This window comes from Streptacidiphilus pinicola (assembly GCF_003258295.1).
GTDB lineage: Bacteria > Actinomycetota > Actinomycetes > Streptomycetales > Streptomycetaceae > Streptacidiphilus > Streptacidiphilus pinicola.
In genome coordinates, this window is sequence record NZ_QKYN01000118.1 from 1 (window position 1) to 22,966 (window position 22,966).

At 72.0% G+C, this 22,966-nt stretch carries 24 protein-coding genes; 5 read left to right on the forward strand and 19 right to left on the reverse strand.

Features of this window, described 5'->3' with window-relative positions; all coding sequences use genetic code 11:
- Positions 1-131: 131 nt before the first annotated feature.
- Together DN069_RS28350 and DN069_RS28355 are read right to left on the reverse strand one after the other, a co-directional pair.
- Positions 132-539, reverse strand: a complete 408-nt coding sequence (locus DN069_RS28350; RefSeq protein ID WP_111505700.1) for a roadblock/LC7 domain-containing protein — start codon at positions 537-539, stop codon at positions 132-134.
- Positions 536-3,250, reverse strand: coding sequence for a sensor histidine kinase (locus DN069_RS28355; RefSeq protein ID WP_165845677.1), 2,715 nt, complete (start codon positions 3,248-3,250; stop codon positions 536-538). The genes DN069_RS28350 and DN069_RS28355 overlap by 4 nt, the downstream gene beginning before the upstream one ends.
- A 284-nt stretch (positions 3,251-3,534) precedes the next feature.
- On the opposite strand from DN069_RS28355, the gene DN069_RS28360 reads away from it, so the two are divergent.
- The gene (locus DN069_RS28360) at positions 3,535-5,391 is read left to right on the forward strand and encodes an AMP-dependent synthetase/ligase (RefSeq protein ID WP_111505704.1); all 1,857 of its coding nucleotides are present in this window, start codon (positions 3,535-3,537) and stop codon (positions 5,389-5,391) included.
- A gap of 7 nt (positions 5,392-5,398) precedes the next feature.
- Here the strand turns inward: DN069_RS28360 and DN069_RS28365 are convergent, their stop codons facing one another.
- The 4 genes from DN069_RS28365 to DN069_RS28380 all read right to left on the reverse strand — a co-directional run bounded on the left by DN069_RS28365 (position 5,399) and on the right by DN069_RS28380 (position 7,605).
- Complete coding sequence (locus tag DN069_RS28365; RefSeq protein WP_207892292.1) at positions 5,399-5,782, reverse strand: VOC family protein; 384 nt, start codon at positions 5,780-5,782, stop codon at positions 5,399-5,401.
- Between the two features lie 21 nt (positions 5,783-5,803).
- The gene (locus DN069_RS28370; RefSeq protein ID WP_111505706.1) at positions 5,804-6,610 is read right to left on the reverse strand and encodes an SGNH/GDSL hydrolase family protein; all 807 of its coding nucleotides are present in this window, start codon (positions 6,608-6,610) and stop codon (positions 5,804-5,806) included.
- A gap of 173 nt (positions 6,611-6,783) precedes the next feature.
- A complete protein-coding gene (locus DN069_RS28375) occupies positions 6,784-7,200 on the reverse strand; it encodes a secondary thiamine-phosphate synthase enzyme YjbQ (RefSeq protein ID WP_111505708.1) in 417 nt (138 codons plus the stop codon).
- 36 nt (positions 7,201-7,236) lie between these two features.
- Positions 7,237-7,605, reverse strand: coding sequence for a BlaI/MecI/CopY family transcriptional regulator (locus tag DN069_RS28380; RefSeq protein ID WP_111505710.1), 369 nt, complete (start codon positions 7,603-7,605; stop codon positions 7,237-7,239).
- 123 nt (positions 7,606-7,728) lie between these two features.
- On the opposite strand from DN069_RS28380, the gene DN069_RS28385 reads away from it, so the two are divergent.
- Both DN069_RS28385 and DN069_RS28390 read left to right on the forward strand, forming a co-directional pair.
- Entirely contained in the window at positions 7,729-8,385 is a 657-nt protein-coding gene (locus tag DN069_RS28385; RefSeq protein WP_111505712.1) for a DedA family protein, read from the forward strand.
- Positions 8,386-8,401: 16 nt separating this feature from the next.
- Positions 8,402-9,028, forward strand: coding sequence for a phosphatase PAP2 family protein (locus DN069_RS28390; RefSeq protein ID WP_341538510.1), 627 nt, complete (start codon positions 8,402-8,404; stop codon positions 9,026-9,028).
- A gap of 78 nt (positions 9,029-9,106) precedes the next feature.
- On the opposite strand, the gene DN069_RS28395 is transcribed toward DN069_RS28390, so the two are convergent.
- Together DN069_RS28395 and DN069_RS28400 are read right to left on the reverse strand one after the other, a co-directional pair.
- Positions 9,107-9,430 carry a P-II family nitrogen regulator gene (locus DN069_RS28395; RefSeq protein WP_111505714.1) on the reverse strand — a complete coding sequence of 108 codons (324 nt, stop codon included), beginning with the start codon at positions 9,428-9,430 and terminating at the stop codon, positions 9,107-9,109.
- Positions 9,427-10,839 (reverse strand): ammonium transporter, encoded by a 1,413-nt coding sequence (locus DN069_RS28400; RefSeq protein ID WP_207892293.1) that lies wholly within the window; start codon positions 10,837-10,839, stop codon positions 9,427-9,429. Before DN069_RS28400 ends, DN069_RS28395 begins: the two co-directional genes overlap by 4 nt.
- Before the next feature lie 121 nt (positions 10,840-10,960).
- Between DN069_RS28400 and DN069_RS28405 the strand changes: the two genes are divergently transcribed.
- Complete coding sequence (locus DN069_RS28405) at positions 10,961-11,443, forward strand: GNAT family N-acetyltransferase (protein ID WP_243639834.1); 483 nt, start codon at positions 10,961-10,963, stop codon at positions 11,441-11,443.
- Between the two features lie 21 nt (positions 11,444-11,464).
- Here DN069_RS28405 and DN069_RS28410 read toward each other — a convergent pair whose 3' ends face one another.
- Complete coding sequence (locus DN069_RS28410; RefSeq protein ID WP_243639836.1) at positions 11,465-12,082, reverse strand: DUF1707 SHOCT-like domain-containing protein; 618 nt, start codon at positions 12,080-12,082, stop codon at positions 11,465-11,467.
- 69 nt (positions 12,083-12,151) lie between these two features.
- Positions 12,152-13,615: an MFS transporter gene (locus DN069_RS28415; RefSeq protein WP_111505718.1), complete on the reverse strand. Its 1,464-nt coding sequence runs from the start codon at positions 13,613-13,615 to the stop codon at positions 12,152-12,154.
- A 57-nt stretch (positions 13,616-13,672) separates the two neighbouring features.
- Between DN069_RS28415 and DN069_RS28420 the strand changes: the two genes are divergently transcribed.
- A complete protein-coding gene (locus tag DN069_RS28420; protein ID WP_116513704.1) occupies positions 13,673-14,440 on the forward strand; it encodes a TetR/AcrR family transcriptional regulator in 768 nt (255 codons plus the stop codon).
- On the opposite strand, the gene DN069_RS28425 is transcribed toward DN069_RS28420, so the two are convergent.
- The 9 genes from DN069_RS28425 to DN069_RS28465 are packed head-to-tail and all read right to left on the reverse strand — an operon-like array spanning position 14,350 to position 22,966.
- Positions 14,350-15,120 (reverse strand): 4'-phosphopantetheinyl transferase family protein, encoded by a 771-nt coding sequence (locus DN069_RS28425; protein ID WP_111505722.1) that lies wholly within the window; start codon positions 15,118-15,120, stop codon positions 14,350-14,352. The genes DN069_RS28420 and DN069_RS28425 overlap by 91 nt on opposite strands.
- The gene (locus tag DN069_RS28430; protein WP_111505724.1) at positions 15,117-15,971 is read right to left on the reverse strand and encodes a metallophosphoesterase family protein; all 855 of its coding nucleotides are present in this window, start codon (positions 15,969-15,971) and stop codon (positions 15,117-15,119) included. The genes DN069_RS28425 and DN069_RS28430 overlap by 4 nt, the downstream gene beginning before the upstream one ends.
- A complete protein-coding gene (locus DN069_RS28435; RefSeq protein WP_111505726.1) occupies positions 15,971-17,122 on the reverse strand; it encodes an NAD(P)/FAD-dependent oxidoreductase in 1,152 nt (383 codons plus the stop codon). Before DN069_RS28435 ends, DN069_RS28430 begins: the two co-directional genes overlap by 1 nt.
- Entirely contained in the window at positions 17,122-18,378 is a 1,257-nt protein-coding gene (locus tag DN069_RS28440; RefSeq protein ID WP_111505728.1) for a threonine synthase, read from the reverse strand. The genes DN069_RS28435 and DN069_RS28440 overlap by 1 nt, the downstream gene beginning before the upstream one ends.
- Positions 18,359-19,960, reverse strand: coding sequence for a class I adenylate-forming enzyme family protein (locus tag DN069_RS28445; RefSeq protein WP_207892294.1), 1,602 nt, complete (start codon positions 19,958-19,960; stop codon positions 18,359-18,361). Before DN069_RS28445 ends, DN069_RS28440 begins: the two co-directional genes overlap by 20 nt.
- Positions 19,957-20,724: an SDR family NAD(P)-dependent oxidoreductase gene (locus DN069_RS28450; RefSeq protein ID WP_111505732.1), complete on the reverse strand. Its 768-nt coding sequence runs from the start codon at positions 20,722-20,724 to the stop codon at positions 19,957-19,959. The genes DN069_RS28445 and DN069_RS28450 overlap by 4 nt, the downstream gene beginning before the upstream one ends.
- Positions 20,721-21,506 carry an SDR family oxidoreductase gene (locus tag DN069_RS28455; protein WP_111505734.1) on the reverse strand — a complete coding sequence of 262 codons (786 nt, stop codon included), beginning with the start codon at positions 21,504-21,506 and terminating at the stop codon, positions 20,721-20,723. Before DN069_RS28455 ends, DN069_RS28450 begins: the two co-directional genes overlap by 4 nt.
- Entirely contained in the window at positions 21,503-21,697 is a 195-nt protein-coding gene (locus DN069_RS28460; protein WP_111505736.1) for an MbtH family protein, read from the reverse strand. Before DN069_RS28460 ends, DN069_RS28455 begins: the two co-directional genes overlap by 4 nt.
- Positions 21,698-21,742: 45 nt before the next feature.
- Positions 21,743-22,966 (reverse strand): cytochrome P450, encoded by a 1,224-nt coding sequence (locus tag DN069_RS28465; protein ID WP_111505738.1) that lies wholly within the window; start codon positions 22,964-22,966, stop codon positions 21,743-21,745.

Here is a 22,966-nt window from a genome sequence, read left to right on the forward strand (position 1 = left end):
GCGAGTGAGGGTGTACGGGCGCACCAACTGGCCGAGCTCCGCCTCGTCGGCGAAGTCGTCCGCGGAGTCCTCCTCGTGGTCCTCCGCGAACGCGTCGGCGGTCTCGTCGCCCGGCTCCCCCGTCATCGGTCTCACCCCGCCGAGCCCCGCGGCTCCGTGCCCAGGTGCTCGCCGACCCGGCGGACCAGCAGGGCCATCTCGTAGGCGATCAGGCCGACGTCGGCCTCCGACTCGCTCAGCACCGCCAGGCAGCTGCCGTCACCGGCGGCGGTGACGAAGAGGAAGGCCTGGTCGAGCTCGACCATCGTCTGCCGGACGTCGCCGGCCTGGAAGTGGCGGCTGGCGCCCTTGGCGAGGCTGTGGAAGCCGGAGGCGACGGCGGCGAGGTGCTCGGTGTCCTCCCTGGCCAGCTCGCCGGAGGCGCCGGTGGCCAGACCGTCGCTGGACAGCACCACCGCGTGCCGGATCGCGGGCACCCGCCGGACCATGTCGTCCAGGAGCCAGTTGAGGTCGCCGGACGGCTTCGTCGTGGCTGTCATCGGGTGGTTCCTTCCGCAGTCGGTTCTGTGTTCGCCGAGGTCTGGTCGTCGGTGGGCCGCGTGCGCGCGTCGGTGCGCCCGTCGGCGGCGCCGTCGGTGCGCCCGCGTTGGAGGCCGCGCTGGAACGAGGCGAAGGTCGCCCGCGCCTGCTCGGGGGTGCGCTCCGGGGCGGGCGTGGGGGGCGCGGCGTCGGCCTGCGCGGGCGTGCTCTCGTCGCGGCGCAGCTGCGGCGCGAGATTGGCCTGCCGGACGCGCCGCGGCAGGGCGGGCGCGGCACCGGGAGCCGTGAGCCGGTGGTCCTCGACGGCGGGCAGCAGCTCGACCGCGAGGTCCTCCTCGCTCAGCACCTCGGCGTCGACGACCTCGCCGCCGGCCCCGGCGTCCTCGCCCCGCACCTCGTCCCCCCGCACCTCGTCCCTCAGCATCTCGGCACTGAGCACCTCCTCGACCAGCAGCTCGTCCGCCAGAACCTCCTGACGCACCGCCTGCAGGGCGGGGGTGGGGCGGCGGCGGGGCAGCTTGCCGGTGCCGGCGGCCTCGTCGGGGGTGTGCGGACGCGGTCCGCCGAGGCGGCCGGGGTAGGCACGCGGGGTCGAGGCCAGCCGGCTGCCGGAGGCGCGGCCGGTCTCGGCCGGGGTGTCGCGCAGGCCGCGGGCCAGCGACGCGGGCAGCGCGAACTCGCCCGTGCCCGCGTCCGTCCCCGCGCCCGCGGCAGCCAGGGCGGAGCCGGCCGCCGGGCCGGAGCCGGCGGCGTCACCGGGGCGCGGCGCGGCCGGGGTGAGCAGCTCGTGCGGCAGCAGCACGACGGCGGTGGTACCTCCGTACGGGGAGCGGCGCAGCGAGACCCGGATCTCGTGGCGGGCCGCCAGGCGGCTGACCACGAACAGGCCGAGGCGGTCGGTGTCGCTGAGGTCGAAGTCGCCGCCGGTGGCGAGGCGGTCGTTGGCGGTGGCCAGGGCCTCGTCGCCCATGCCCAGCCCGCGGTCGTCGATCTCCAGCGCGAAGCCGTGCGCGACCTCCTCGCCGACGATCCGCACCTGGGTGTGCGGGGGCGAGAAGACCGTGGCGTTCTCGACGAGCTCGGCGATCAGGTGGACCAGGTCGGAGACGGCCCCGCCGACGACCGCGACGGGCGGCATCCGGTGGACCCGGACCCGGGCGTAGTCCTCGATCTCGCCGACCCCGGCGCGGACCACGTCGAGGATCCGGACCGGACGGCGCCAGGAGCGGCCCGGCGCGGCGCCGGAGAGGATGATCAGGCCCTCGGCGTGGCGGCGCATGCGCGTGGTCAGGTGGTCGAGCCGGAACAGGTCCTCCAGCTCCTCCGGGTCCTCGGCGCGGCGCTCCATCTCGTCGAGGAGCGAGAGCTGGCGGTGCAGCAGCGCTTGGCTGCGGCGGGCCAGGTTGACGAAGACGGCGGCGACGCCGCGGCGCAGCTCGGCCTGCTCGACGGCGGCCTCGACGGCGGCACGCTGCACGGCGTTGAAGGCGCGGCCCAGCTGGGCCAGTTCGTCGGGTGCGGTCGGCCCGTGGCCGGGCTCGTCCGGCGCGGTGAGCGGCGGGGCCTCGACGGCGACGTCGACCTTCTCGCCCTCGCGCAGCCGCCGCATCACCGAGGGCAGCCGCACGCCCGCGAGTTCGAAGGCGCCGTTGCGCAGCCCCACCAGCTCGCGGACCAGGCGGCGGCCGATGCGCAGCGAGATGTAGATGCTGGCGACGACCGCGACGAGGCCGAGCAGTCCGGCGGCGCCGTCGCGCAGGATGACGCCGAGCGCGTAGTCGCGGCCCTGCTGGCCGGCGGTGGTGGCCGCCTGCTGGTCGAGCGTGCTGAGCCGGTCCAGCACCCGGTCGGCGGTCTCGCGCCACTGGGCGTAGTTGAGGCGGCTGATGTGCTGGCTCTCGCCGAGCTGGCCGGAGTAGTCCTCCAGCGAGTTCAGCTCGTCGTAGTCCGAGCTGATGACGAAGGACTGGTAGGGCGCGGCGAGCTGGTCGGGCAGCTGGGTGATGTGGGTGCGCAGCAGCAGCTGTGCGGTCGCGGCGGTGGAGAGCAGCTCCTGGAACTGGAGGCTGCTGAGGTCGGGCTGGAGGTGCGCGCCCTCCTCCAGGGCGTCCTGGCGGGAGATGTACTCGCGGGCGCGGACCAGCTCGACGAGGTTCTGCGCGGTGCGGGCCAGGTCGCCGGCGGGGATGTCGCTGAGTCCGAGGCGCAGGTCGAAGAAGGGGTCCTGGACGCCGGTGTACCAGACGTAGACGGTGAACCAGTCCATGTAGCGCTGCTCGACGGCCGCGCGCTCGACCTTGAGGCCGGCCACCTGACTGAGGATCGACCGGACCGCGGTCATCGAGGTGGCGTTGAGGTCGGCGCGGTGGCCCGCGTCGTTCGCGTGCGTCTCGAAGACGGCGGCGGCCGCGTCGGTGCGCGCCTCCGCGGCGTGCAGCCGGACGAGCACGGGGGCCGAGGCCGGGACGGGCTGCCCGCCGGTCCTGGTCGCGGCGAAGGCGACGGCGGCGCGGCGCTCGTCCTGCAGGGCCCGGGAGAGGACGTCGGCCGGGTTGCCGTACCACCGGTAGTCGTCGACGACCTTGAGCAGGCCCCACACCTGCGTCGCGGACACCACCGATGTGTAGGCCCACAGGGCGGTCAACGCGGTGAGCGGTACCAGGAGCAACGCGGTGATCTTCGCGCGGATGGATCTGCGGCGGAGTCGCATGGGTTCCTCTTGTGGGCCCGGCAGAATGGCCGCGACTCTACTACTTGCGCGTGTACCAGTTCGAGCATCCTTCGCCCTGTCGAACACATTGTTTGGCGAACTCTGGGTCGTATTCGGACACATCTGCCCGCGTCGGAGGGTTTCTCCGCAACTTGCAGACCCTGGTCGCGTGCCGTGGAAGTCCCGTGAAGCAGGTGGACCACCTCTGGTCACTCTCTGTTTCCGGGGGTAACTTTCGATCTCGACTGCCCGCGGGGAGGGCGTCCAGGAGGGAAAAGAGCCACGTGCGCGAGTTCAGTGTTCCGGCGTTGGCGCGGTGCCCCAAGGCAGAGGGGCTTGCCGAGTCCGTCTACCGGACCGCTGAGCAGACACCGCAGCTGGCCGTGATGGCCCGTCGTCTCGGCGACGGATGGGTGGACGTCACCGCCGCCGCCTTCCGCGACCAGGTGCTGGCCGTGGCCAGGGGCCTGCTGGCGGTCGGCATCCGCTTCGGCGACCGCGTCGCCCTGATGTCCCGCACCCGCTACGAGTGGACCATCCTCGACTACGCCCTCTGGTCGCTGGGCGCGCAGCCCGTGCCGGTCTACCCGACCTCCTCGGCGGAGCAGCTGCGCTGGATCCTGGCCGACACCAGAGCCGTCGCCTGCGTCGTGGAGAACGAGGACCACGCCATGACCGTCGGCTCGGTCTGCGACGGCCTGGAGGACCTGCAGCACATCTGGCAGCTCGACTCCGGCGCGCTGGAGCAGCTGGCGGCGGCCGGCGAGGGCATGCCGGAGGAGTACGTCAACCAGCACCGGCAGGCCGTCGTCGCCGAGACCGTCGCGACGATCATCTACACCTCCGGCACCACCGGCCGCCCCAAGGGCTGCGTGATCACCCACGGCAACTTCCTCGCGGAGAGCGAGAACCTACTGGCCCGCTACGGCGAGGTCTTCTCCGGTCGCGGCGGCGAGCAGCCGGCGACGCTGCTCTTCCTGCCGCTGGCGCACGTCTTCGGCCGCATGATCGAGGTGACGGCGATCCGCGGCGGCATCAAGCTCGGTCACGAGCCCAGCACCTCACCGGCCCAGCTGCTGCCCACCCTGGCCGCGTTCCGGCCGACCTTCATCCTCGCGGTGCCGTACGTCTTCGAGAAGATGCTCCGCCGGGCCCGGGAGCGGGCCGAGCGGTCGGGCCGCGCCTCCGCCTTCGAGAAGGCCTACCAGGTGGCCGTCCGCTACGCGGAGGCGCTGGAGCGGCAGGCCTTCGACGAGGGCCCCGGGCCGTCCGCCGCGCTGCGGGTGCAGCACCAGCTGTACGACTCGCTCGTCTACGGCAAGGTCCGCGCGGTGCTGGGCGGACGGCTGCGCTACGCCATGTCGGGCGGATCGGCGATGAGCCGGGAGCAGTCGCTCTTCTTCCGCGGCGCGGGCGTCACCGTGCTGGAGGGCTACGGCCTGACCGAGAGCACCGCGGCGGCCACCGCCAACCCGCCGGAGAAGGTCCGCTTCGGCACCGTCGGCCAGCCGATTCCCGGCACCAGTGTGCTGATCGCCGAGGACGGCGAGATCTGGATCTCGGGCGGCCAGGTGTTCCAGGGGTATCTGAACAACACCGAGGCCACCAGCGGCACGCTGCGCGGCGGTTGGCTCTCCACCGGGGACCTCGGCCATCTGGACAGGCTCGGCTACCTGCACATCACCGGGCGCAAGAAGGAGATCATCGTCACCAGCGGCGGCAAGAGCGTCTCGCCGGTGGTGCTGGAGGACCGGATCCGCACCCACCCGCTGGTCGCGCACTGCGCCCTGATCGGCGACGACCGCCCCTTCATCGCGGCGCTGATCACCCTCGACCCGGAGGCCCTGGACCACTGGCTGAGAGTGCGCGGCCTCCCGCCGCTCTCGCCCATCGAGGCGACCACCGACCAGGAGATCCACGCCGAGCTCCAGCGCGCGGTGCTGACCGCCAACACGGTGGTGTCGCGGGCGGAGTCGGTGCGGGCCTTCCGGATCCTGCCGATCGAGTTCACCGAGCAGGCGGGTCTGCTGACCCCGTCGTTGAAGCTGCGCCGCCGCGCGATCGCCCGCGCCTGCGCGACGGACATCGAGGCCCTCTACGCCAACGCGGCCGCCAGCCCCTCGGCCCCGCTCACCACCTGACGGGAGCTCAGCCCTCGCCCTCGTCGTAGACGAGCTCCAGCTCGAAACCCTGGCCGTCGGTCAGATGCAGCGCCTGGCCGGTGTCCACCCGCTCGACCCAGCCCGCCGACAGCGCGACCGAGCGCAACGCGCCGATGCGGTCCTGGCCGGGGGCGCGCAGCGCCAGGTGGTTCAGGCCCGCGCGCATCCGGTCGTGACCGCCGGGCCGCAGCGCGGGCGACTGCTCGATGACGACGTAACTCCCGCCGGCCCGCCAACTGCGGCCGTCCTGCCAGTGCTGGAACGGCTCGCAGCCCAGGGCGGCCAGCACCGGCCCCCACTGCTTCTCGGCGAGGGCCAGGTCGTCCGTCCACAACTCGACGTGGTGGACCAGCGGGAGATGATCGGTCATCCGGTCATTGTGCTACGCGGTTCACGCGTGGGCGCTGAACACCGGGAGATAGCCGCCGGACTGGCCGGCGGCGGTGGGGTGGTAGGACTCGTATATCGGCCAGGTCGTGCTGTGCAGCCACTCGCTGTCGGTGCAGATCTCGTGGCCGGAGAAGGCCCCGCGCACGTCGCCGAAGGTGAAGTTGCCGTACTTGGCGACCTCCTTGGCGGTGACCGAGGCCAGGTCGTCGGCCGCGCCGTTGATCGCCGAGCGGCTGGTGTCGCTGATCCCGAAGAGGCAGTCGCCCGGGACGGCGTAGAGGTGCGGGTAGTCGAGCACCACCACGTGGGCGTTGGGGGCGTGCGAGCGGATCGCGGAGTAGACCGCGTCCAGCTTGGGGGCGAGCTGCGTGTTGATGAAGTTCTCGGCCGAGTTGACGGCGGAGAGGCAGGAGCTGGTGCCGTCCAGGACGCAGGTCTCCATGGTCGAGGAGAAGCCGGCGTCGTTGCCGCCGATGGTGATGCTGACCTCGGTGGTGCCGCTGTTCAGCCCGGAGAGCTGGTTGTTCAGCACGTCGGCGGTGGTGGCGCCGGAGCAGGCGGCGAAGGTGAAGCTGGAGGGCGCGTGCGCCTTCTGCCAGAGGTAGGGGTAGGAGAGAGTGCTCTGGTAGCAGGAGCCGCTGGCGGAGGTGTAGCTGCCGCTGCCCACGCCGGAGGAGTAGGAGTCGCCGAGGGCGACGTAACCGCCGCCCGCCGCCTGGGCGGTGGGAGCCAGGGCGAGCGCCCCGGTGAGGAGGGCGCCGGCGGCGAGGGTGCCCGCCAGGAGTCGTCTGGACGCAGGGGTGCGCATGGAACCTCCACTCGTGGTGGTGGTACACGACTGGTCAGGGTGGGGACAGGTCGACGCGCGTCATCGACCTGTGTACCAGCGGGTAACCCACTCCGGGAAGTGTCCATGCCAGCGTTATGACACGTATGGCGGTATGGCGGAGCAAACCTGACAGAGCGTCGGATGAAAGAGTGTCAGCCGAGGTAGGAGAGCCGCACGGTCCTGGTGGGGTTGTCGACGTTGGTGTCGATGAGCACCACCGACTGCCAGGTGCCGAGTGCGATCCGGCCGGCCACCACCGGCAGGGTGGCGTGCGGTGCGACGAGCCCCGGCAGGACGTGGTCGCGGCCGTGGCCGGGCGAGCCGTGGCGGTGACGCCAGCGGTCGTCGGCCGGCAGCAGTTCGCGCAGCGCGGCCAGCAGGTCGTCGTCGCTGCCGGCGCCGGTCTCGATCACGGCGACGCCGGCGGTGGCGTGCGGCACGAAGACGTTGAGCAGGCCGTCCGCTCCGGCGGCCACCTCGTCCAGGAAGGACTGGCAGCGGTCGGTGATGTCGACGGCGGTCTCACGGTGTCCGGTGGCGAGCTCGAAGGTGCGCGTGCTGAACGTCATGCGCCCCATCTTGCACGGGACGCGGATCCAGGTGCGTCAGCCGCCCAGCAGGCGGCGCAGGTGTTCCTCGTCCGCGTCGCTCAGGCCGGAGACGAAGCGGGCCAGCACGGCCTCGCGGTCCTCCTCCTTGTCGAGCTCGGTGCGCATCCGGTGGGCGGCCAGGCCCGGTGCGTCGGCGGCCTCGCGCGCCGGCGCGTAGGCGAACGCCCGGCCGCTGCGACGGCGCTCCACGACCCCCTTCTCGTGCAGACGAGAGAGGATGGTGTTGACGGTGGTCCGGGCCAGCCCGCCACCCAGTGTCCGCTGGATCTCGGCCGGAGTCATCGGGCCGGGCGCGGCCCAGAGCACGGTCAGCACACTCGACTCCAGCTCTCCCGGATGCCGCCGCTGCCCCTCCGTCGCCACTTGGGAGCCACCCTTCCGTTGTCTTCGCGATTCCACAGTTCCATCCACTACAGTGGCACGGAACGACTACACGCATGTAGACGATAAACGATTCGCAGCCACTCTCGCAGGAGGATCCAACCCATGGCCCCCGACCCTACGGGCGTGCACCAGCTCGCGGTGAACATCCTCGATGCGAACTCGCTGCTGGCCGCGTTCGGCGCGCTCGGCATCCTCGTGGTGCTCTTCGCCGAGACCGGCCTCCTCGTCGGCTTCTTCCTGCCCGGCGACTCGCTGCTCTTCACCGCCGGTCTGCTCTGCACCACCAGCAAGAACGGCGTGCACCTGAACCTCGCCTCGGTGCTGGTCTGCGCGGCGGTCGGTGCCCTGCTCGGCGCCCAGGTCGGCTACCTGATCGGCCAGAAGGGCGGCAAGGCGCTGCTCGGCCGCTCCAAGAACAAGCACCTGCTGGCGGGCGCCGACCGGGCCGAGGAGATCCTGGCCAAGTACGGCTACCCCAAGGCCATCGTGCTGGCCCGCTTCATCCCGGTCGTGCGCACCGTGCTCAACCCGATGGCCGGCGCACTCAACGTGCCGGTGAAGACCTTCACGCTGTGGCAGGTCGTCGGCGGCCTGCTCTGGTCGATCGGCGTCACCCTGGCCGGCTACGCGCTCGGCTCCAGCATCCCGAGCATCGACACGTACCTGCTGCCGATCATCGGCCTGATCGTCGTCGTGTCCCTCCTCCCGATCGGTCTCGAACTGCTGCGCGCGCGCAAGCGCAGCGCCTCCACGGAGTAACCACCCCTTGAACACCGTGAACACCGTGAACGACCTCGCCCTGAACGGGGCCTCCATCGACGGCGGCCTGTACTCCTGGTTCACCCGGCAGGCGCAGAGCGCCCCGCACTGGCTGGACGACGTCGTCTCCTTCTACGCCACGCTGGGCCTCGGCGTCTTCGCACTGCTGATGGTCTGGGGCTGGTGGCAGGCCCGCCAGGCGCGCAGCGCCGCGGCGATGGCGACGGCACTGGCCGTGCCCGTCGCCGTCGTCCTCGCCTACGTGATGAACGACGTGCTGAAGAGCGTCTTCACCGAGGTGCGGCCGTGCCAGGCGATCGCCCACACCGTCACCCTGCAGCCCTGCCCGGGCGTCGGCGACTGGTCCTTCCCGAGCAACCACTCCACCATCGCGGCCGCCTCGGCCGCCGCGCTGTGGGTGCTGGACCGCAGGCTTGGGATCATCGCCGCGGTGCTGGCCCTGTTCATGGCCTTCTCCCGGGTCTGGGTCGGCGCACACTACCCGCACGACGTGGTCGTCGGCCTCCTCGTCGGCACGCTCGTCGCCATCCCCGCCACCCTGGCGGCGCGCCGCTACGCGCCACCGCTGGTGGTACGCCTCCAGAGCGGGTTGCTGCGCCCGTTGCTGACCGCCACCGACTGAGCCCCGGCTCACCGCTCCACAGACGCCCCCGGCTCCGGCGCTCGTACGCCGCGCCGGGGGCGCTCTCGTTCGGCCGCCTCAGAGCGCGGCCTCGCCCCACTCCCTGGTGCGGATGCGGACCACCCGCTCGACCGGCGTGATCCAGACCGTGCCCCGCACCCCCGCGACCGCGATCACGTGGATCACGTCCGCCGCGTCCCCGTCCGCCACGACGAGGTCCAGGCGGACCGCGGGCTGTAACTCCACCCGGCGGCGGGCTCCGCGATACACCTCGTCGTGGATCCGCCCGACGCCCCGGGCGAACACCGTCGTGACGGTGACGCCCGGGATGCCGAGGGTGCGCAGCGCCTCGTGGACCCGTTCGAAGCCGGAGGCGGGCAGCACCGCGGTGATCAGCTTCACGGTTCCGCCGCGGGTTCGGCGACCGGCTCCTTCGCCTTCACCGGGGCGGACACCGCCGCGCCCACCACGGCCAGACCCTCCTCGCTGGGGTACGCCTCCTCGTCGTGCACCGCGAGGTCGCCGATCTCCAGCACCTCGTCCGGGGCGCGGAGCTTCACGAAGAGCCCGATGGCCTTGAGGATCACGAAGGTCATCAGCGCGTCCCAGACGATGATCGTCCCGGCCGCGCCCAGCTGCAGCAGCAGCTGCTTCGGGTGCCCGTGGAACAGGCCCGCGTAGGAGACGGCGCTGCCGTCCTTGTTGTAGTAGACCGCCAGCGCCGGGTCGGCGAACAGGCCCACCAGCAGGCCGCCGACCAGACCCGCGACCCCGTGGGTGTGCACCACACCCAGCGCGTCGTCCACCTTGCGCATGAATCCGAGCTTTCCCAGCTTGTTCCAGGAGAGCCAGACGATGACCGAGGCGATCAGGCCGACCAGGATCGCGCCGACGCCGGTGACGAAGCCCGCAGCCGGCGTGATGGCGACCAGGCCGACGATCATGCCGTTGATCGCGCCCAGGAAGGTCGGCTTGCGCTGCGGACCGGCGAACATGTCCAGCAGCAGCCAGGTCAGCAGCGCGACGGCGGTGGCCAGGTTGGTGTTGAGCACGGCGGCGGCCGCGTTCTGGCCGCCGAAGTACATGTCGCCGCCGTTGAAACCGTTCCAGCCGAGCCAGAGGATGCCCGCGCCGACGGCCACCATCGGCAGGTTGTTGGGCACGGCCTTGGCCCGGTCCCGGGCCAGCCGCGGGCCGATCACCGCGGCCGCGACGAAGCCGGAGGTGCCGGCGGCGAGGTGGATGACGTAGCCGCCGGAGTAGTCGAGCGCCCCGGCCTGCGCCCACCAGCCGCCACCCCACAGCAGGAAGGCGTTGACCGAGTAGACGATGCCGGACCAGAGCGGTACGAAGAGCAGCCACGCGCGGAAGTTCATCCGCCCGATCACACTGCCCAGGAACAGCAGCGGCGTGATCGCCGCGAAGGCGAACTGGAAGTAGGCCAGCGTGGATTGCGGGAATCTGAAGTCCGGCATGGCGCCGGTCCCGCTGACGAGCGGAATACCGGCCTTGCCGGTCTCGGCGCCCGCGCCGGTGATCGTTCCGGGCCTGCCGACGGCCGAGTGCAGAATTCCGGGGCCGAGGTGGAGTGGTGAGCCGAAGCTCATCTTGAACTCGTACAGCACCCACGCCACCAGGACGAGCGAGAAGGCGCTGAATGCCATCAGCATGGTGTTGACGGCCCATTTGCGCTGCACCAGCCCGGCGTAGAGCACGGCGATGCCGGGGATGCTCATCAGGCCCACCAGCGTAGCCGCCACCAGCTGCCACGTGTTGTCGCCCGCGTTGAGCCAACTAGGGTAGGGAATCACGCGATCGTGCCTCCCGTCGTGGGAATCGCTTTCTCCGGAAGGTGGGACCGGCGCGTTTCTCTGACGTTTCGTCAGCATTACCGCGTGGCAAAAACCTTCATCCGCACGTGAGGAATCCGCCGTGGTGATCCGTCCTGCCGAGCCCGCCGATCTTGCGGCTGTCGCCGCGATCTACGCGCACTATGTGCGGGAGACCGTGGCCACCTTCGACGAGACGCCGCGCACCGAGGCCGACTGGCGGGCGAAGGCGGCGAATCTGGCGCCGTTCCTGGTGGCGGAGCTCGACGGGGAGGTCGCGGGCTACGCGTACGTGAGCGCGTACCGACCCAAGCCCGCCTACCGCCACACCGGGGAGGACTCGATCTACCTCGCCCCGGACCGCACCGGGCTGGGGCTCGGCGGGGCGCTGCTGGAGGCCCTGCTGACGGCCTGCCAGAAGACGGAACTGCGGCAGCTGGTGGCCGTCATCGCGGACACCGGCAGCGACGCCTCCGTCGCGCTGCACCGCCGGTACGGCTTCGAACCGGCGGGACGGCTGAAGAACGTGGGCTTCAAGCACGGTCGGTGGATCGACACGATCCTGCTGCAGCGCGCCCTCGACTGAACCAGCGAGGCCTGGTGGCGCTCAGCGCCATTCGCGCCACGGGTGGCGTGCGTCGCCCGCGCGGCGCACCCGGACCTGGCCGAGGACGGCACGGCCGGTGATCCGCACCATCGGGCCGTCGGCCGAGGTGGCGTCCGCAGCCCCCATGGGCAGGGCGCGCTTGGCGAAGAGGGCACTGCCCTCGTCGTAGACGCGAACGTGCGGCGGGAGGACCAGCTCGATCAGGCCGCAGAACGCGTCCGCCTCGATCACCACCTCGCGGCGGGTGAAGACCGCGTGCCGCAGGTCGATCACGAGCTTGCCCCAACGGGCCCGCGCGACGCTGGTCGGCGGCACGGGCCACTGCCCGCCCCGGCGCACCTTGCTGAACAGCGCGGTCACCGGCGTGGTGCTGGGCGGCGCCACCGGCTGCAGCTCGGTGGCGGAGACGGGCAGGTCCGCGGTCAGCGGATGCAGCTCGGCCACCGTGCGGGCCGCGTAGGCGGCCTCCAGCCGCTGGGCGTGCTCGTCGGGATCGAGATGGCCGGTGGCGAGCGCGTCGGCCAGCACGGCGGCGACACGGTCACGGTCGACGTCCCCCGCGCGCAGGGCGGGGCCCTGCCCGTCGACGGGCACGGGAAGGGGTGCGGGCTCGTTCACGACGGCGTACTCCAGGATCGGCGGCGTCAGCTGCGGACAGGAACACGATATGTCGCGACTGTAGCGCGGTCAACGCGTTCCGCTCGGCCCGCCGGCGGGCGTGCTCCGCGGCACGAGAAGTTCCGCGGCGCCGATCAGGAGCGCGACGCCGACGAGTGCCGCGGCCCCGTAGAGGCTGAGGCTGACCGCGTGTGCATAGTCGCCGCCGGTGGCGCCGAGCTGGTTGAAGAACAGCGTGGCGGCGACGGCGGTGCCCAGCGAGGTCCCGATGCGTTGGCCGGTCTGCAGCACCGCGGAGGCGCTGCCGCCGCGCTCGGGGGGCACGCCCTGCAGCGCCAGCGTCTGATTGGGTCCGATCACCAGTCCACTACCCAGGCCGACCAGGAGCAACGGCAGCAGGATGTCCAACCACACCCCCGAGCCCGAGTGGTAACGGACGATCACCGCGGTGGCCGCGAGACCGAGCGTGACGGACACCAGGCCGACGACCACCATCACCCGGCCGAAGCGGTAGACGGCGCGGCCACCCATGGTGGAGCTGACGGCCGACCCCAGGGCGAACGGAAGGCTCGCCGCGCCGGCCTCCAGCGCCGAGTAGTGGAGCCCCTGCTGCAGGTAGAGGGTCAGGACGAGGATGAGCCCCGTGTAGCCGGCGAAGTACACCACACCGAGGGCGCTCCCCGCGCTGTACGAGCGGCTGCGCAGCAGGCTCAGTTCGACAAGCGGGTCGCGCCCCGTGCGGCGCCACAGCGTCTCCCAGCCCAGGAAGCAGGCCAGCAGGACGGCCGCGAGGCCGAGGAGCCACCAATGCACCGCGGACCGCTGCTCCTGTTCGACCAGCGGCAGCAGGACGCAGGCGATGCCACCGCCCAGCAGCAGCACGCCCACCAGGTCCAGGCCGCGATTCCCGCGCCGCGCCGGGACCTTCGGCAACAACGTCACGCCGAGAAGCAGGGCGATCAGACCGATCGGCAGGTTGACCAGGAAGACCCAGCGCCAGCCGTCCGCCCGCCCGGCGGCCTGGATCAGCAGCCCCCCGGCAAGGGGCCCGACGGCCGTGGAGACGGCGATGGACGCGCCGTAGAGACCGAACGCCCGGCCTCGCTCGGGCCCTCGGAACAGTTGCTGGATCATCCCGATGACCTGGGGCCCGAGCAGCCCGCCCGCGGCGCCCTGGAGCAGACGGGCCGTCACCAGCCAGGTGGGACTCGGGGCCACCGCGCACAGCAGACTCACCGCCGTGAACAGGGCCAGGCCGATCAGGAAGAACCCCTTGCGGCCGAGCGTGTCTCCCAGCTTCCCGGCCGGTACCAGCGCCAGGCCGAAGGTGAGCGTGTAGCCCGACACGACCCAGGAGACGGCGCCGGGGCCGGCGTGCAGTCCCTGCTGCATGGAGGGCAGGGCCACGTTCACGATGCTCACGTCGAGCAGGGTCATGAACCCGGCGATCAGGCAGACCGCGAGGGCCCGCCACCTGTTCGGATTCAACGCCTCGACCCCGGAGCCCGAAGGGCGCTGTGTGTCAACTGTCATGATTTACACCGTACACATTGCTGCTTACGCTGTAAATTCCGAGGTAACGTTGCCCCTATGAACGCACGCATGAAGGCGAAGCAGGCAGACTCCGCAGCAGCGACCGCCCCCCTCTCCGTCTGGGAGCGGATGGCCCAGCCCACTCCCGCGCCACGCCCCGGGCTCACGCTCGGCCGGATCGCCGAAGTGGCACTGGGGATCGCGGACGCCGACGGCCTCGCCGCCGTCTCCATGCGGCGGCTTGCGGAGGGGCTCGGCGTCTCGGCCATGACCTGCTACCGCTACGTCACCGGCAAGGACGAGATCATCGAGCTGATGCTCGACGACGTCCGACGGGAGATGCTCCTCGACGACCTCCCCGGGGACTGGCGGGGTGTCCTGCGCGCGTCGGCCCTGCGGTTCCGCGAGGTCGTGCTGCGGCATCCCTGGATGACGGACGTCCCCGGCCGGATCCTCTTCGCGCCGACGCCGGCCTATCTGGCGTTGTCCGAGCAGCTGTTCGCCGCACTCCACCGCCTGGGTCTGGACCTGGACCGGATCGCCGACGTCACGGGCGCCGTCACCGCCTACGCGCGGGCCGGGACGCACGACGAGATCACCCGTACCCGGCTGCGCACCCCCGAGGGATGGAGCAGCAGCCAGGACGCCAGGGATGCCAACCGCGAACGCCTGATCCGCCTGCTGGACAACGGCGACTACCCCGTCTACCGGAAGTTCGTCCGCGAGGGAGCGCCTCAGGGCGACGAGCGGGCCCGGTTCGAGTTCGGCCTCGACTGCCTGCTCGACGGCATCTCCGCCAGGCCGGACATCCCGGCCGCCGGCTGACCGGCCGGCAGCGCGGCCCCCACGGGCTCGAGGGCGATCGCCGTGAGCACGATCCCCTCGTGGACGAGCCACCGTCCCTCGAGCATCGCGGGGCGCCCCAGCACGGCGCTCGCGTCCGCCGGGAGCAGGTGCGCACGGAACGTCCCGCCGTCCGGATCGATGGCGATCGAGGCCTCGTCGAAGCCGAGCCAGCTGCCGGTGACGGGGAACCAGGTCTTGTACACGGCCTCCTTCGCGCTGAAGAGCAGTCGGTCCCAGTGGATGTCGGGCCTCCGGGCGGTCAGGGCGTCCAGCCTCGCGCCCTCCTCCGGGCGGGCTATGACGTCCAACTCCCGGCCGGGCAACGGTGCGTGGGGTTCTGCATCGATGCCGAGCCCGTCCAGGTCGCCCGCCCGCGCCACGACCGCGGCGCGGTAGCCCTCGCAGTGCGTCATCGAGCCGACGACACCGGTCGGCCAGGCGGGCGCACCCAGCCGGCCGGGCAGGATGGGCGCCGCGGGGACCCCCAGGCCCGCCAGGGCCTCCCGGGCACAGGCCCGGACCGTGGCGAAGTCCCTGCGGCGGCGGTTCGAGGCGCGCGCGATCACGGCCTCCTCCTCGGGGAAGAGCCTCGGGGTCTCCACCGGGTCGGCGTACGCCTCGGCGCACCTGACCCGGTCCGGCAACAGCGCTTCGATCACCGAGGCCTCCCCGAGGTGCGCGCCGCGGGGAGAACCGACACCGGCAGCCGTGCGCCGTCGCCGTGGTGCCGCCACTCCCGCGGGTAGCCGAGCGACACCTCGTAGTGGGGCACGCCGTCCTCGAGGAAGAGACCGGGCATGTGCAGATGGCCGTACACCACGGCCGCCGCCCGGAACCGGCGCGGCCAGTCCGCCGTCGCCTCCGTCCCGCACCACAGGGCGACCTCCGGATGCCGCAGCAGGCCGGTGGGGGTGCGCACCAGCGGAAAGTGGTTCACCAGCACGGTCGGCAGCGTGGGGTCGACCGTCTCCAGGCGCGCCTCGGTGAACGCGAGGCGCGCCCGGCACCACTCCTGCCGACTGGCGTAGGGGTGGGGATGCAGCATGGCCTCGTCCGCGGAGACCACCAGCGCGTCCGCCGCGGCGGCCAGCGCCTGCGCGACGTCGTGCGCCGCGGTGGACCGGAAGCTGTAGTCGTAGAGTACGAACAGCGGTGCGACGACGACCGGCCCACCCGGACCGTCCCAGACGGGATACGGGTCCTCCGGGGTGACGACGCCGAGCCCGCGGCACAGGTCCACGAGCAGGCGGTACCGGTCGTCACCGCGCAGTTGGACCGGGTCGCCCGAGGGCGTCCACAGCTCGTGGTTGCCCGGGACCCAGACGACCTTCTCGAACCGCCCCGCGAGCCGGCCCAGCGCCCACTCGACGTCGGCCACCGCCTCGCCGACGTCGCCCGCCACCAGGAGCCAGTCGCCGGGCGCCCGCGGCGCGAGCCGCTCAACCACCCGTCGGTTCTCCTGGTGGCGGACGTGGAGGTCGCTGACGGCCAGCAGGCTGCGTTCCGTCATCACGCGCCGGGATGGGCGAACCGGCCGGGCCGGAAGTCGGCCAGCTCCGACCGCGTCTGATCGCCCATCAGCTCGTCCACGACCAGTCGGGCGAGGTACGGGGCGAGGGTGACGCCGCTGTGGGTCACCACCGTGTAGAGCCCGGGAACGGCGTCGGTGAAACCCGCGACGGTCCGACCGTCCGCCGGCATCGGCCTGACCCCCACCCGCACCCGCTCGACCGGGACCCCGTCGAGGACGGGGAAGGTCTTCCGGGCGCGCTCCAGCAGCATCGGCCCGAGGCCGAAGACGCCGGCGTCCGTGCGCGGGACCCGGGAGCCGGCTCCGTCACCACCCATGACGACACGGCCCGACGCGGTCGGCCGCAGTCCCATGTCCGGAGTGTGCAGCACCCGGCGCAACGGCCGCCGCAGCGGTGCGGTGTCGGCCAGTCCGCCGATGGCGGTGTAGCGCTCGTCACCGGGGGCGCGCAGCCGTGTGTCCGCCTCGCTGACCAGCGGGACCTCCACCCCGGAGGCCGCCAGCAGGCCCTGGGTGGCCGCGCCCGCGGCGCAGACGACCTCGTCGGCCAGGATCTCGTCGCCGCTCTCGAGGACCACCCTGGTGCGCGCCCCGGCCGTCTCGAAGCGGGTGACACCGGTGTGCGGACGGACCGTGGCCCCGGCCGATACCGCGTGCTCCAGCATCCCGGCGACCATCTGCTCGGTGTCCACCCAGCCCTCGGCCGGGAACCAGGCCGCGTCGAGGACCCGGTCGGGGTCGATGAACGGCTCCAGCTCCGCGGCCCGCCGCGCGGTGATCCGCTCCGCCGCGTAGCCGCGCGCAACCAGGCCCTCGACCAGACCGTCGAGTGCCGCGGACGACTCGGCGTCCGTGGCGACCTCCACGTTGCCGACGGCGTGGAACCACTCCTTGCCGACGCCGGCCTCCGCGAGTCGGTGGTACTCGCCGATCCCCTCGTGGTTGAGCCGGAAGTACGACTCCGGTGACTTCTTCTGGGCGTTGACCCAGGCGAAGGTCGCGGCGCTGGCAGCCTGGCCGGGCTCGGCGGCGTCCAGCAGGATCGGGCGGACGGACCGCGACGCGAGCGCGGAGGCGATCGACGCCCCGAGGACCCCGCCTCCCACGATCACCACACAGGGCTGGGTCATCAGCGCGCACCTTCCTCGACGGTCCAGGTCGTGGTCACGTTCGGTGTCTGGGCGACCGGCCGGTCGCCGCCGGTCAGATTGACCAGCACCACGGAGTCCTCGGACAACGCGCCGGTCTCCGCCGCCCGCATGACGCCCGCGAGGGCGGTGGCGCTCGCGAAGCAGATCCGGACACCCACCGAGTCCGCGAGCAGCTGCTGGGCACGCCGGATCCGGTCCTCGTCGGCGGACAGGATCTGCCCGCCGCTCTGCAGGCAGAGGTCCCGGATGTACGGGTAGGTGCCGGTCGGATTGCCCCGCAGGATGGCGTAGGCCAGCCCCTTCGGATCGCGGACCACATGGTGGGGTGCGATCTGCTCGGCGCCGTCCTGCCAGGCCCGGGCCATGGGGGCGCAGCTCGCCTGCTGGACCGCCATGAAGGCCGGCAGCCTGCTCAGCCGGCCCAGTTCGCGGTACTCCACCGCGCCCTTGAACGCCCCGAGCAGTCCCATCCCGCTGCTGACGGCCTGGAAGACGAAGTCCGGTTCGACGGGCATCGCGTCGAAGGCCTCGAGGTAGGCCAGCTTGAGGCCCTCGCGACGGGAGAGGTTGAAGAAGCCGCCCTCCCAGGTGTGGCCGTGTTCGCGGGCGAACCGCTCGCCCACCTGCCCCGCGGCGACGAACTCGCCGTCCACCACGTGCGTGGTGATGTTGGGGTGGTCGGCGTAGTTGAGCCGGTTGACGAAGTCCCGGCCGACGAAGACGTGCAGCCGGAAGCCGGGGAGCAGACCGGCGGCCCGTGCGTAGGCCGTGGAGGTGTTGCCGGTCGACGACAGCACCAGCTCCCGGATGCCCAGCTCACCGAAGCGGGACAGGCCCACCGAGGCGACCCGGTCCTTGGTCGAGCGGGACGGGTTGGCCGACTCGTCCTTGAAGAACAGCCGACCGACGCCGACCTGCGCGGCGAGCTCGGACACCTCGAAGCAGGGCGTGTTGCCCTCGCCGACCCAGCGGAGCGACTCGCGCTCACGCACGGGCAGCAGGTCGAAGTAGTGCTGCAGCGGGTCCGCACCCTGACGGCTCGTCGGGATGTCGACCTGGTCGAGGTCGTAGAACGCGTCCAGCGCGCCGTTGCACGTGGTACACCGGTTGAAGGCCGGTTCGGTGAACTCCAGTCCGCAGAGCAGACAGAAGAAGCGCACCTGCTTCTCCCGACCCGGGGCGGACCCGCGGATCTTCCGGATCAAGGTCTCGTAGTTAGCGGTGATCGCGGACAATTGCCTCTCCGTCCCTCTCGTCGGCGTTCAGGCTGCGCTCGCGGACGGACCGCCGGTCGACCTTCCCGTTGCTGTTCACCGGGAACTCCTGCCAGCGCACGAACCGGGTCGGCGCGTGCGTCGGGGTCATGTGGCCCGCGACGTGCTCGCGCAGGGCGGCGAAGTCCGGCGTCTCGTCGGCGCGCAGCACTACGGCGGCGTGGAGTTCCTCGACGAGGTTCGCCCTGCGGTGCGGGTACACGTAGGCGTCGACCACGCCCCGGTGGCCCACCAGCACCTTCTCGACCTCGCTGGGGTGCACCTTCGTGTCGTGCACCTTGACCATGTCGTTCATCCGCCCGAACAGGCGCAGATAGCCGTGCTCGTCCAGGCTCCCGTAGTCCCGCGTGTGCACCCATCCGTCGCGCAGGACCTTCTCGGTCAGCTCCGGGTCCGCGACGTAGCCGTCCATGCTGAGCGGACTGCGCACCACGACCTCGCCGGTCTCCCCGGTGGGCAGTTCCCGCCCGGTGTCCGGGTCGAGGATGACCACCTCGAGGTTCGGCATCGGCCGGCCGACCGTGGCCAGCAGCTCCGGCACGTCGTGGTCGGCGGCCGTGAGCATCGCGATCCGGCCGGTCTCCGTGGTGCCGTAGGAATGGTTCAGCACGCCGGGGAAGACCTGGACCGCTTCCTTGATCAGCTCCGGCGAGGCCGGACACCCCACGTAGAGCAGGCGGCGCAGCGAGGTCAGGTCGGTGCGGCGCACATCCGGGTGGTTGACCAGTTCGTAGAACTGGGGCACGCCGATCAGGGTGTCGGTGATGCGGTGCAGCTCGATGTCCCGCAGGAAGGCCGCCGGGTCGAAGCCGCTGCGCAGGAGCACGCTACCGCCCGAGGCGACGGCGACGTCCACCAGCAGTCCGCCGGTGTGACTGACCGCGCTGACGGCCAGGAAGTTCTTGGGCTGTTCCCCGGACTCCGCCATCACCACGTTGTTCCACGCGGCGAAGGGCTTGCGGACGCCCTTCGGGCGACCGGTGCTGCCGCTGGTGTAGATCACCATGGCATGGCCGGGCCGTTCGAGGATGAACTCCGTGAGCGGAGCGGACACCGGCTCTCCGGCCGCGGTCACCTCACCGGAGACGGGCTCGCCGAGCCCGCACAGACCGACCGGTTCGGCCAGCACCGCGTGGACCCGCTCGGCCTCCTCGCGCTCTGGCTCGTCGTGGACGAGCACGGTCGCCCCGCACTCGCCGAGCATCCGGGCGCGGGTCTCGGTGGAGAGGCCGTGCGTGGTCGTGCCGTGGTTGGCTCCCGACACGTACACGACCGTCGCCCCGAGCAGGTGCACCGCGTACCGGACCACGAGCATCCACGGGCTGTTCACCTCGGTAAGGACCGCCACTGTGGTCCCCTGGCCGGCGCCGAGTCCGCGCAGCGCCGCCGCGACCCGCAGGACCGCGTCACGCAGGTCGACCGTCGAGATGACGGTGTCGCGCCAGTACACCACCGGACGCGGATCCCCGACCAGGCGGTCGAGGATCCGGGCGGCGTAGTGCCCGGGCGCCTCCACGCCCGGCTCATGTTGGTCCCTCGTCATCGTTTCCCCACTCCTGTGCCTCTGTCTGAAGTCGCGTGCGGCGCTCGCGGCGCGGCAGCGAAGAGTCGGCCCGTGACGTAGCCCTGCTGGCCCGTAACGGCGGCCGCCGCGTCCGAGACCAGGTGCTCCGTCAGATCGGCCGCTGCCTGCGGGTACGGGACGCCCGAGCCGTGCGGCGCCGCCGGTCCGACCGACGGTCGCTCGTGCGGCGACAGGGCCGCCGGGGCGACGCAGTTCACGGTGATGCCGAACGGCGCCAGCTCCAGGGCCACGGACCGGGTGAACGCGGTGACGCCGGCCAGGACGGCCTGCGCCTCGCGCCAGGCGTCCTCACCCGTCACCACGGGCGCCACGACGTTGACGATGCGACCCCATCGGCCGCCCACCATGTCCCCGGCGGCCGTCCGACCGGCCACGAAGAGCGTGCGCAGCGCCGCCCGGGTCGCGCCGGGACCCGCGTCGCCCGAGGCGGACGCCGCATCCGGTCCGGCGCCGACACAGGTCACCAGGACTCCCGTCCGGCCGAACGTCGACCGGACCCGTCCCAGCGCGGTCGCGAACGAGGCACTGTCCGCCGGGTCCGCGGGGAAGACGGCGCAACGACCCGCGGTCTGCGGAAGCCCGTCCAGGAGCTCCCCCGGGTGCATGCCGTCTCCGCGGTCCTCGCCGATCAGCGCCACGTCCAGGCCGCGTTCCAGCAGTCGGCGCGCGCAGGCGGCGCCGGGAGCGTGGTGCGCGCCCACCACGACGGCCACCCGGGTCATGGCCGGCCTCCGTCCACGACCAGGGTCTGGCCGGTCACGTAGCCCGACGCGGAGCCGGCGAGGAAGGCGACCACCTCGCCGATCTCCTCGGCGGCGCCGACCCGCCCGAGGGCCGAGCGCGTCGCCGCCTCGGCCAGGAAGGCCTCCCGGTCCGCGCCCAGCCGCTCCGCGAGTTCGTCCACCATGGGCGTCGCCACGAAGCCCGGGGCGACGGCGTTGACGGTCACCCCGTACGGCCCGAGTTCGGCGGCCAGGGTGCGGGTGAAGCCGGAGACGGCCGCCTTCGCGGCGGCGTAGTTGGCCTGGCCCGCATTCCCGTCCGCCGCCACGGAACTGAAGTTGACGATGCGTCCGCCACCGCCCTGCTTCATCTGCCCGGCTACGGCGCGGCACCAGTGCACGGTCCCGCCGAAGTTGACGTCCATCACGGTGTCCCAGTCGTCGTCGCCCATGGTGAGCAGCAGCCGGTCGCGGGTGACTCCGGCGCAGTTCACCAGCACATCCACGGGGCCCAGGACCTCGTTGACGCGCCGGACCGCGGCGTCGACCTCGTCGGCGAGGGCCACGTCGCAGCCCACACCCACGGCCGTGCCACCGGCGGCGGTCACCGCCGCGACGGTCTCGGCGGTGTCGAGCTCGGTGCGGTCGACCACGGCCACCGACAGACCCGCGGCGCTCAGCCGCCTTGCGGTGGCGGCGCCGATCCCGCGCCCGGCTCCCGTGACCACCGCCACGCCCGCCGATCGGCTGCTCCGGACCTCCGCCCCCGTCGTCGCGGTCATCGCGCCGCGACCGGCGCGGAGGCGGCCGGCCAGTCGGCCTCGATGCGGGCCAGGCAGGCGGCCCGGTCCTCGGGCCCCGTGACGATCCGCCAACCGTCCGGCACCTCGGCGCCGGAGGGCCAGAGCGAGTACTGGCCCCGTTCGTTGCGCAGCGCCAGGAAGCTGCGGCTCTCGTCCTCGAATGCGTTCATGTTCGTTCCTCCCTGAACGGCTGTGACCTGCGGTGCTGACGCCGATCAGGCCGTGAACCGCACCGGCAGCGAACTCATGCCGTGCAGGATGCTCGAGTAGATCCACTTCTCCTCGCCGATCTGCTCCAGATCGCCGACCAGCCGGCGCAGGCCGTCGAGCACCGCGTAGACCTCCATCCGGCCCAGGTGGTGCCCCAGGCAGTGGTGGGCACCGTGGGCGAAGGTGAAGTGCTTGTTGGGCGTGCGGGAGAGGTCGAACTCGTCGGGGCGGTCGAAGACGGTCTCGTCCCGGTTGGCCGAGGAGATCCACACGCTCACCACGTCACCGGCCTTGATCTCCTGGCCGTTGACGACGACGTCGCCGGTCGCGGTCCTGCCGCCGTGCAGCGACGGGACCGTCCAGCGCAGCACCTCCTCGGTGGCGGTCTTCAGGTCGACGTCGCCGTTCTTGAGTGCGCGCCACTGGTCGGGGTTCTCGATCAGCGCCAGAACGGCCCCGGTGATCGCGTGCCGACCGGTCTCGTCCCCACCGATCATGAGGCCGTAGCAGTTGGCCATCAGCTCGACCTGGTTGAGCGGGATGCCGTCGATCCGGCAGTTCGCGAGCAGGCTGACCATGTCGTCGCCCTCGCTGCCGCGCCGCTCCTTGGCCAACTTGCTGAAGTACAGCAGGATCTCGTTCTTCGCCACCCAGTTGTCCTCCGGCGGCGCGTCGGCGTAGTCGGAGCTCCAGGCGTGGGCGGTCTGGCTGAGCAGGAACCTGCGGTCCGCCTCGGGGACCTCCAGCAGGTCGCAGATGGCGCCCAGCGGGACGCTCGCGGAGACGTCCGCGGCGGCGTCGCAGTCGCCCTTGTCCAGGGCCTCAAGGAGCAGCCGGTCCACCGTCTGCTGCAGCGAGTGCGCGATGTGGTCCAGGGTCCGCGCCGAGAAACCCTTCGACAGGACGTTGCGGATCTGGTGGTGCCGCACGCCGTCGGTGACGGCCAGCATCGTTCCGGATGCCGAGTCGCCGCCGGTGAGCAGGGTGGCCAGCGCGTTACCGTTCTCGGTGGTGAAGTGCGCCTTGTCCTTGTAGACGGCGTTGGCGTCCTCGTGACGGCTGATCACCCAGAAGCCCGGACGGTTCTCCCGCGGCGTGTGCCAGTAGACCGGCTTCTCGGCCCGCAGGTGGCGCCAGACCTCGTCGAGCTCGCGCTCGGCGTGCAGGTGCGGCGACGCGAGGTCGATGGCGTCGATCTCGTCAGGGCTGACGACGGGTCGCTTGGTCAT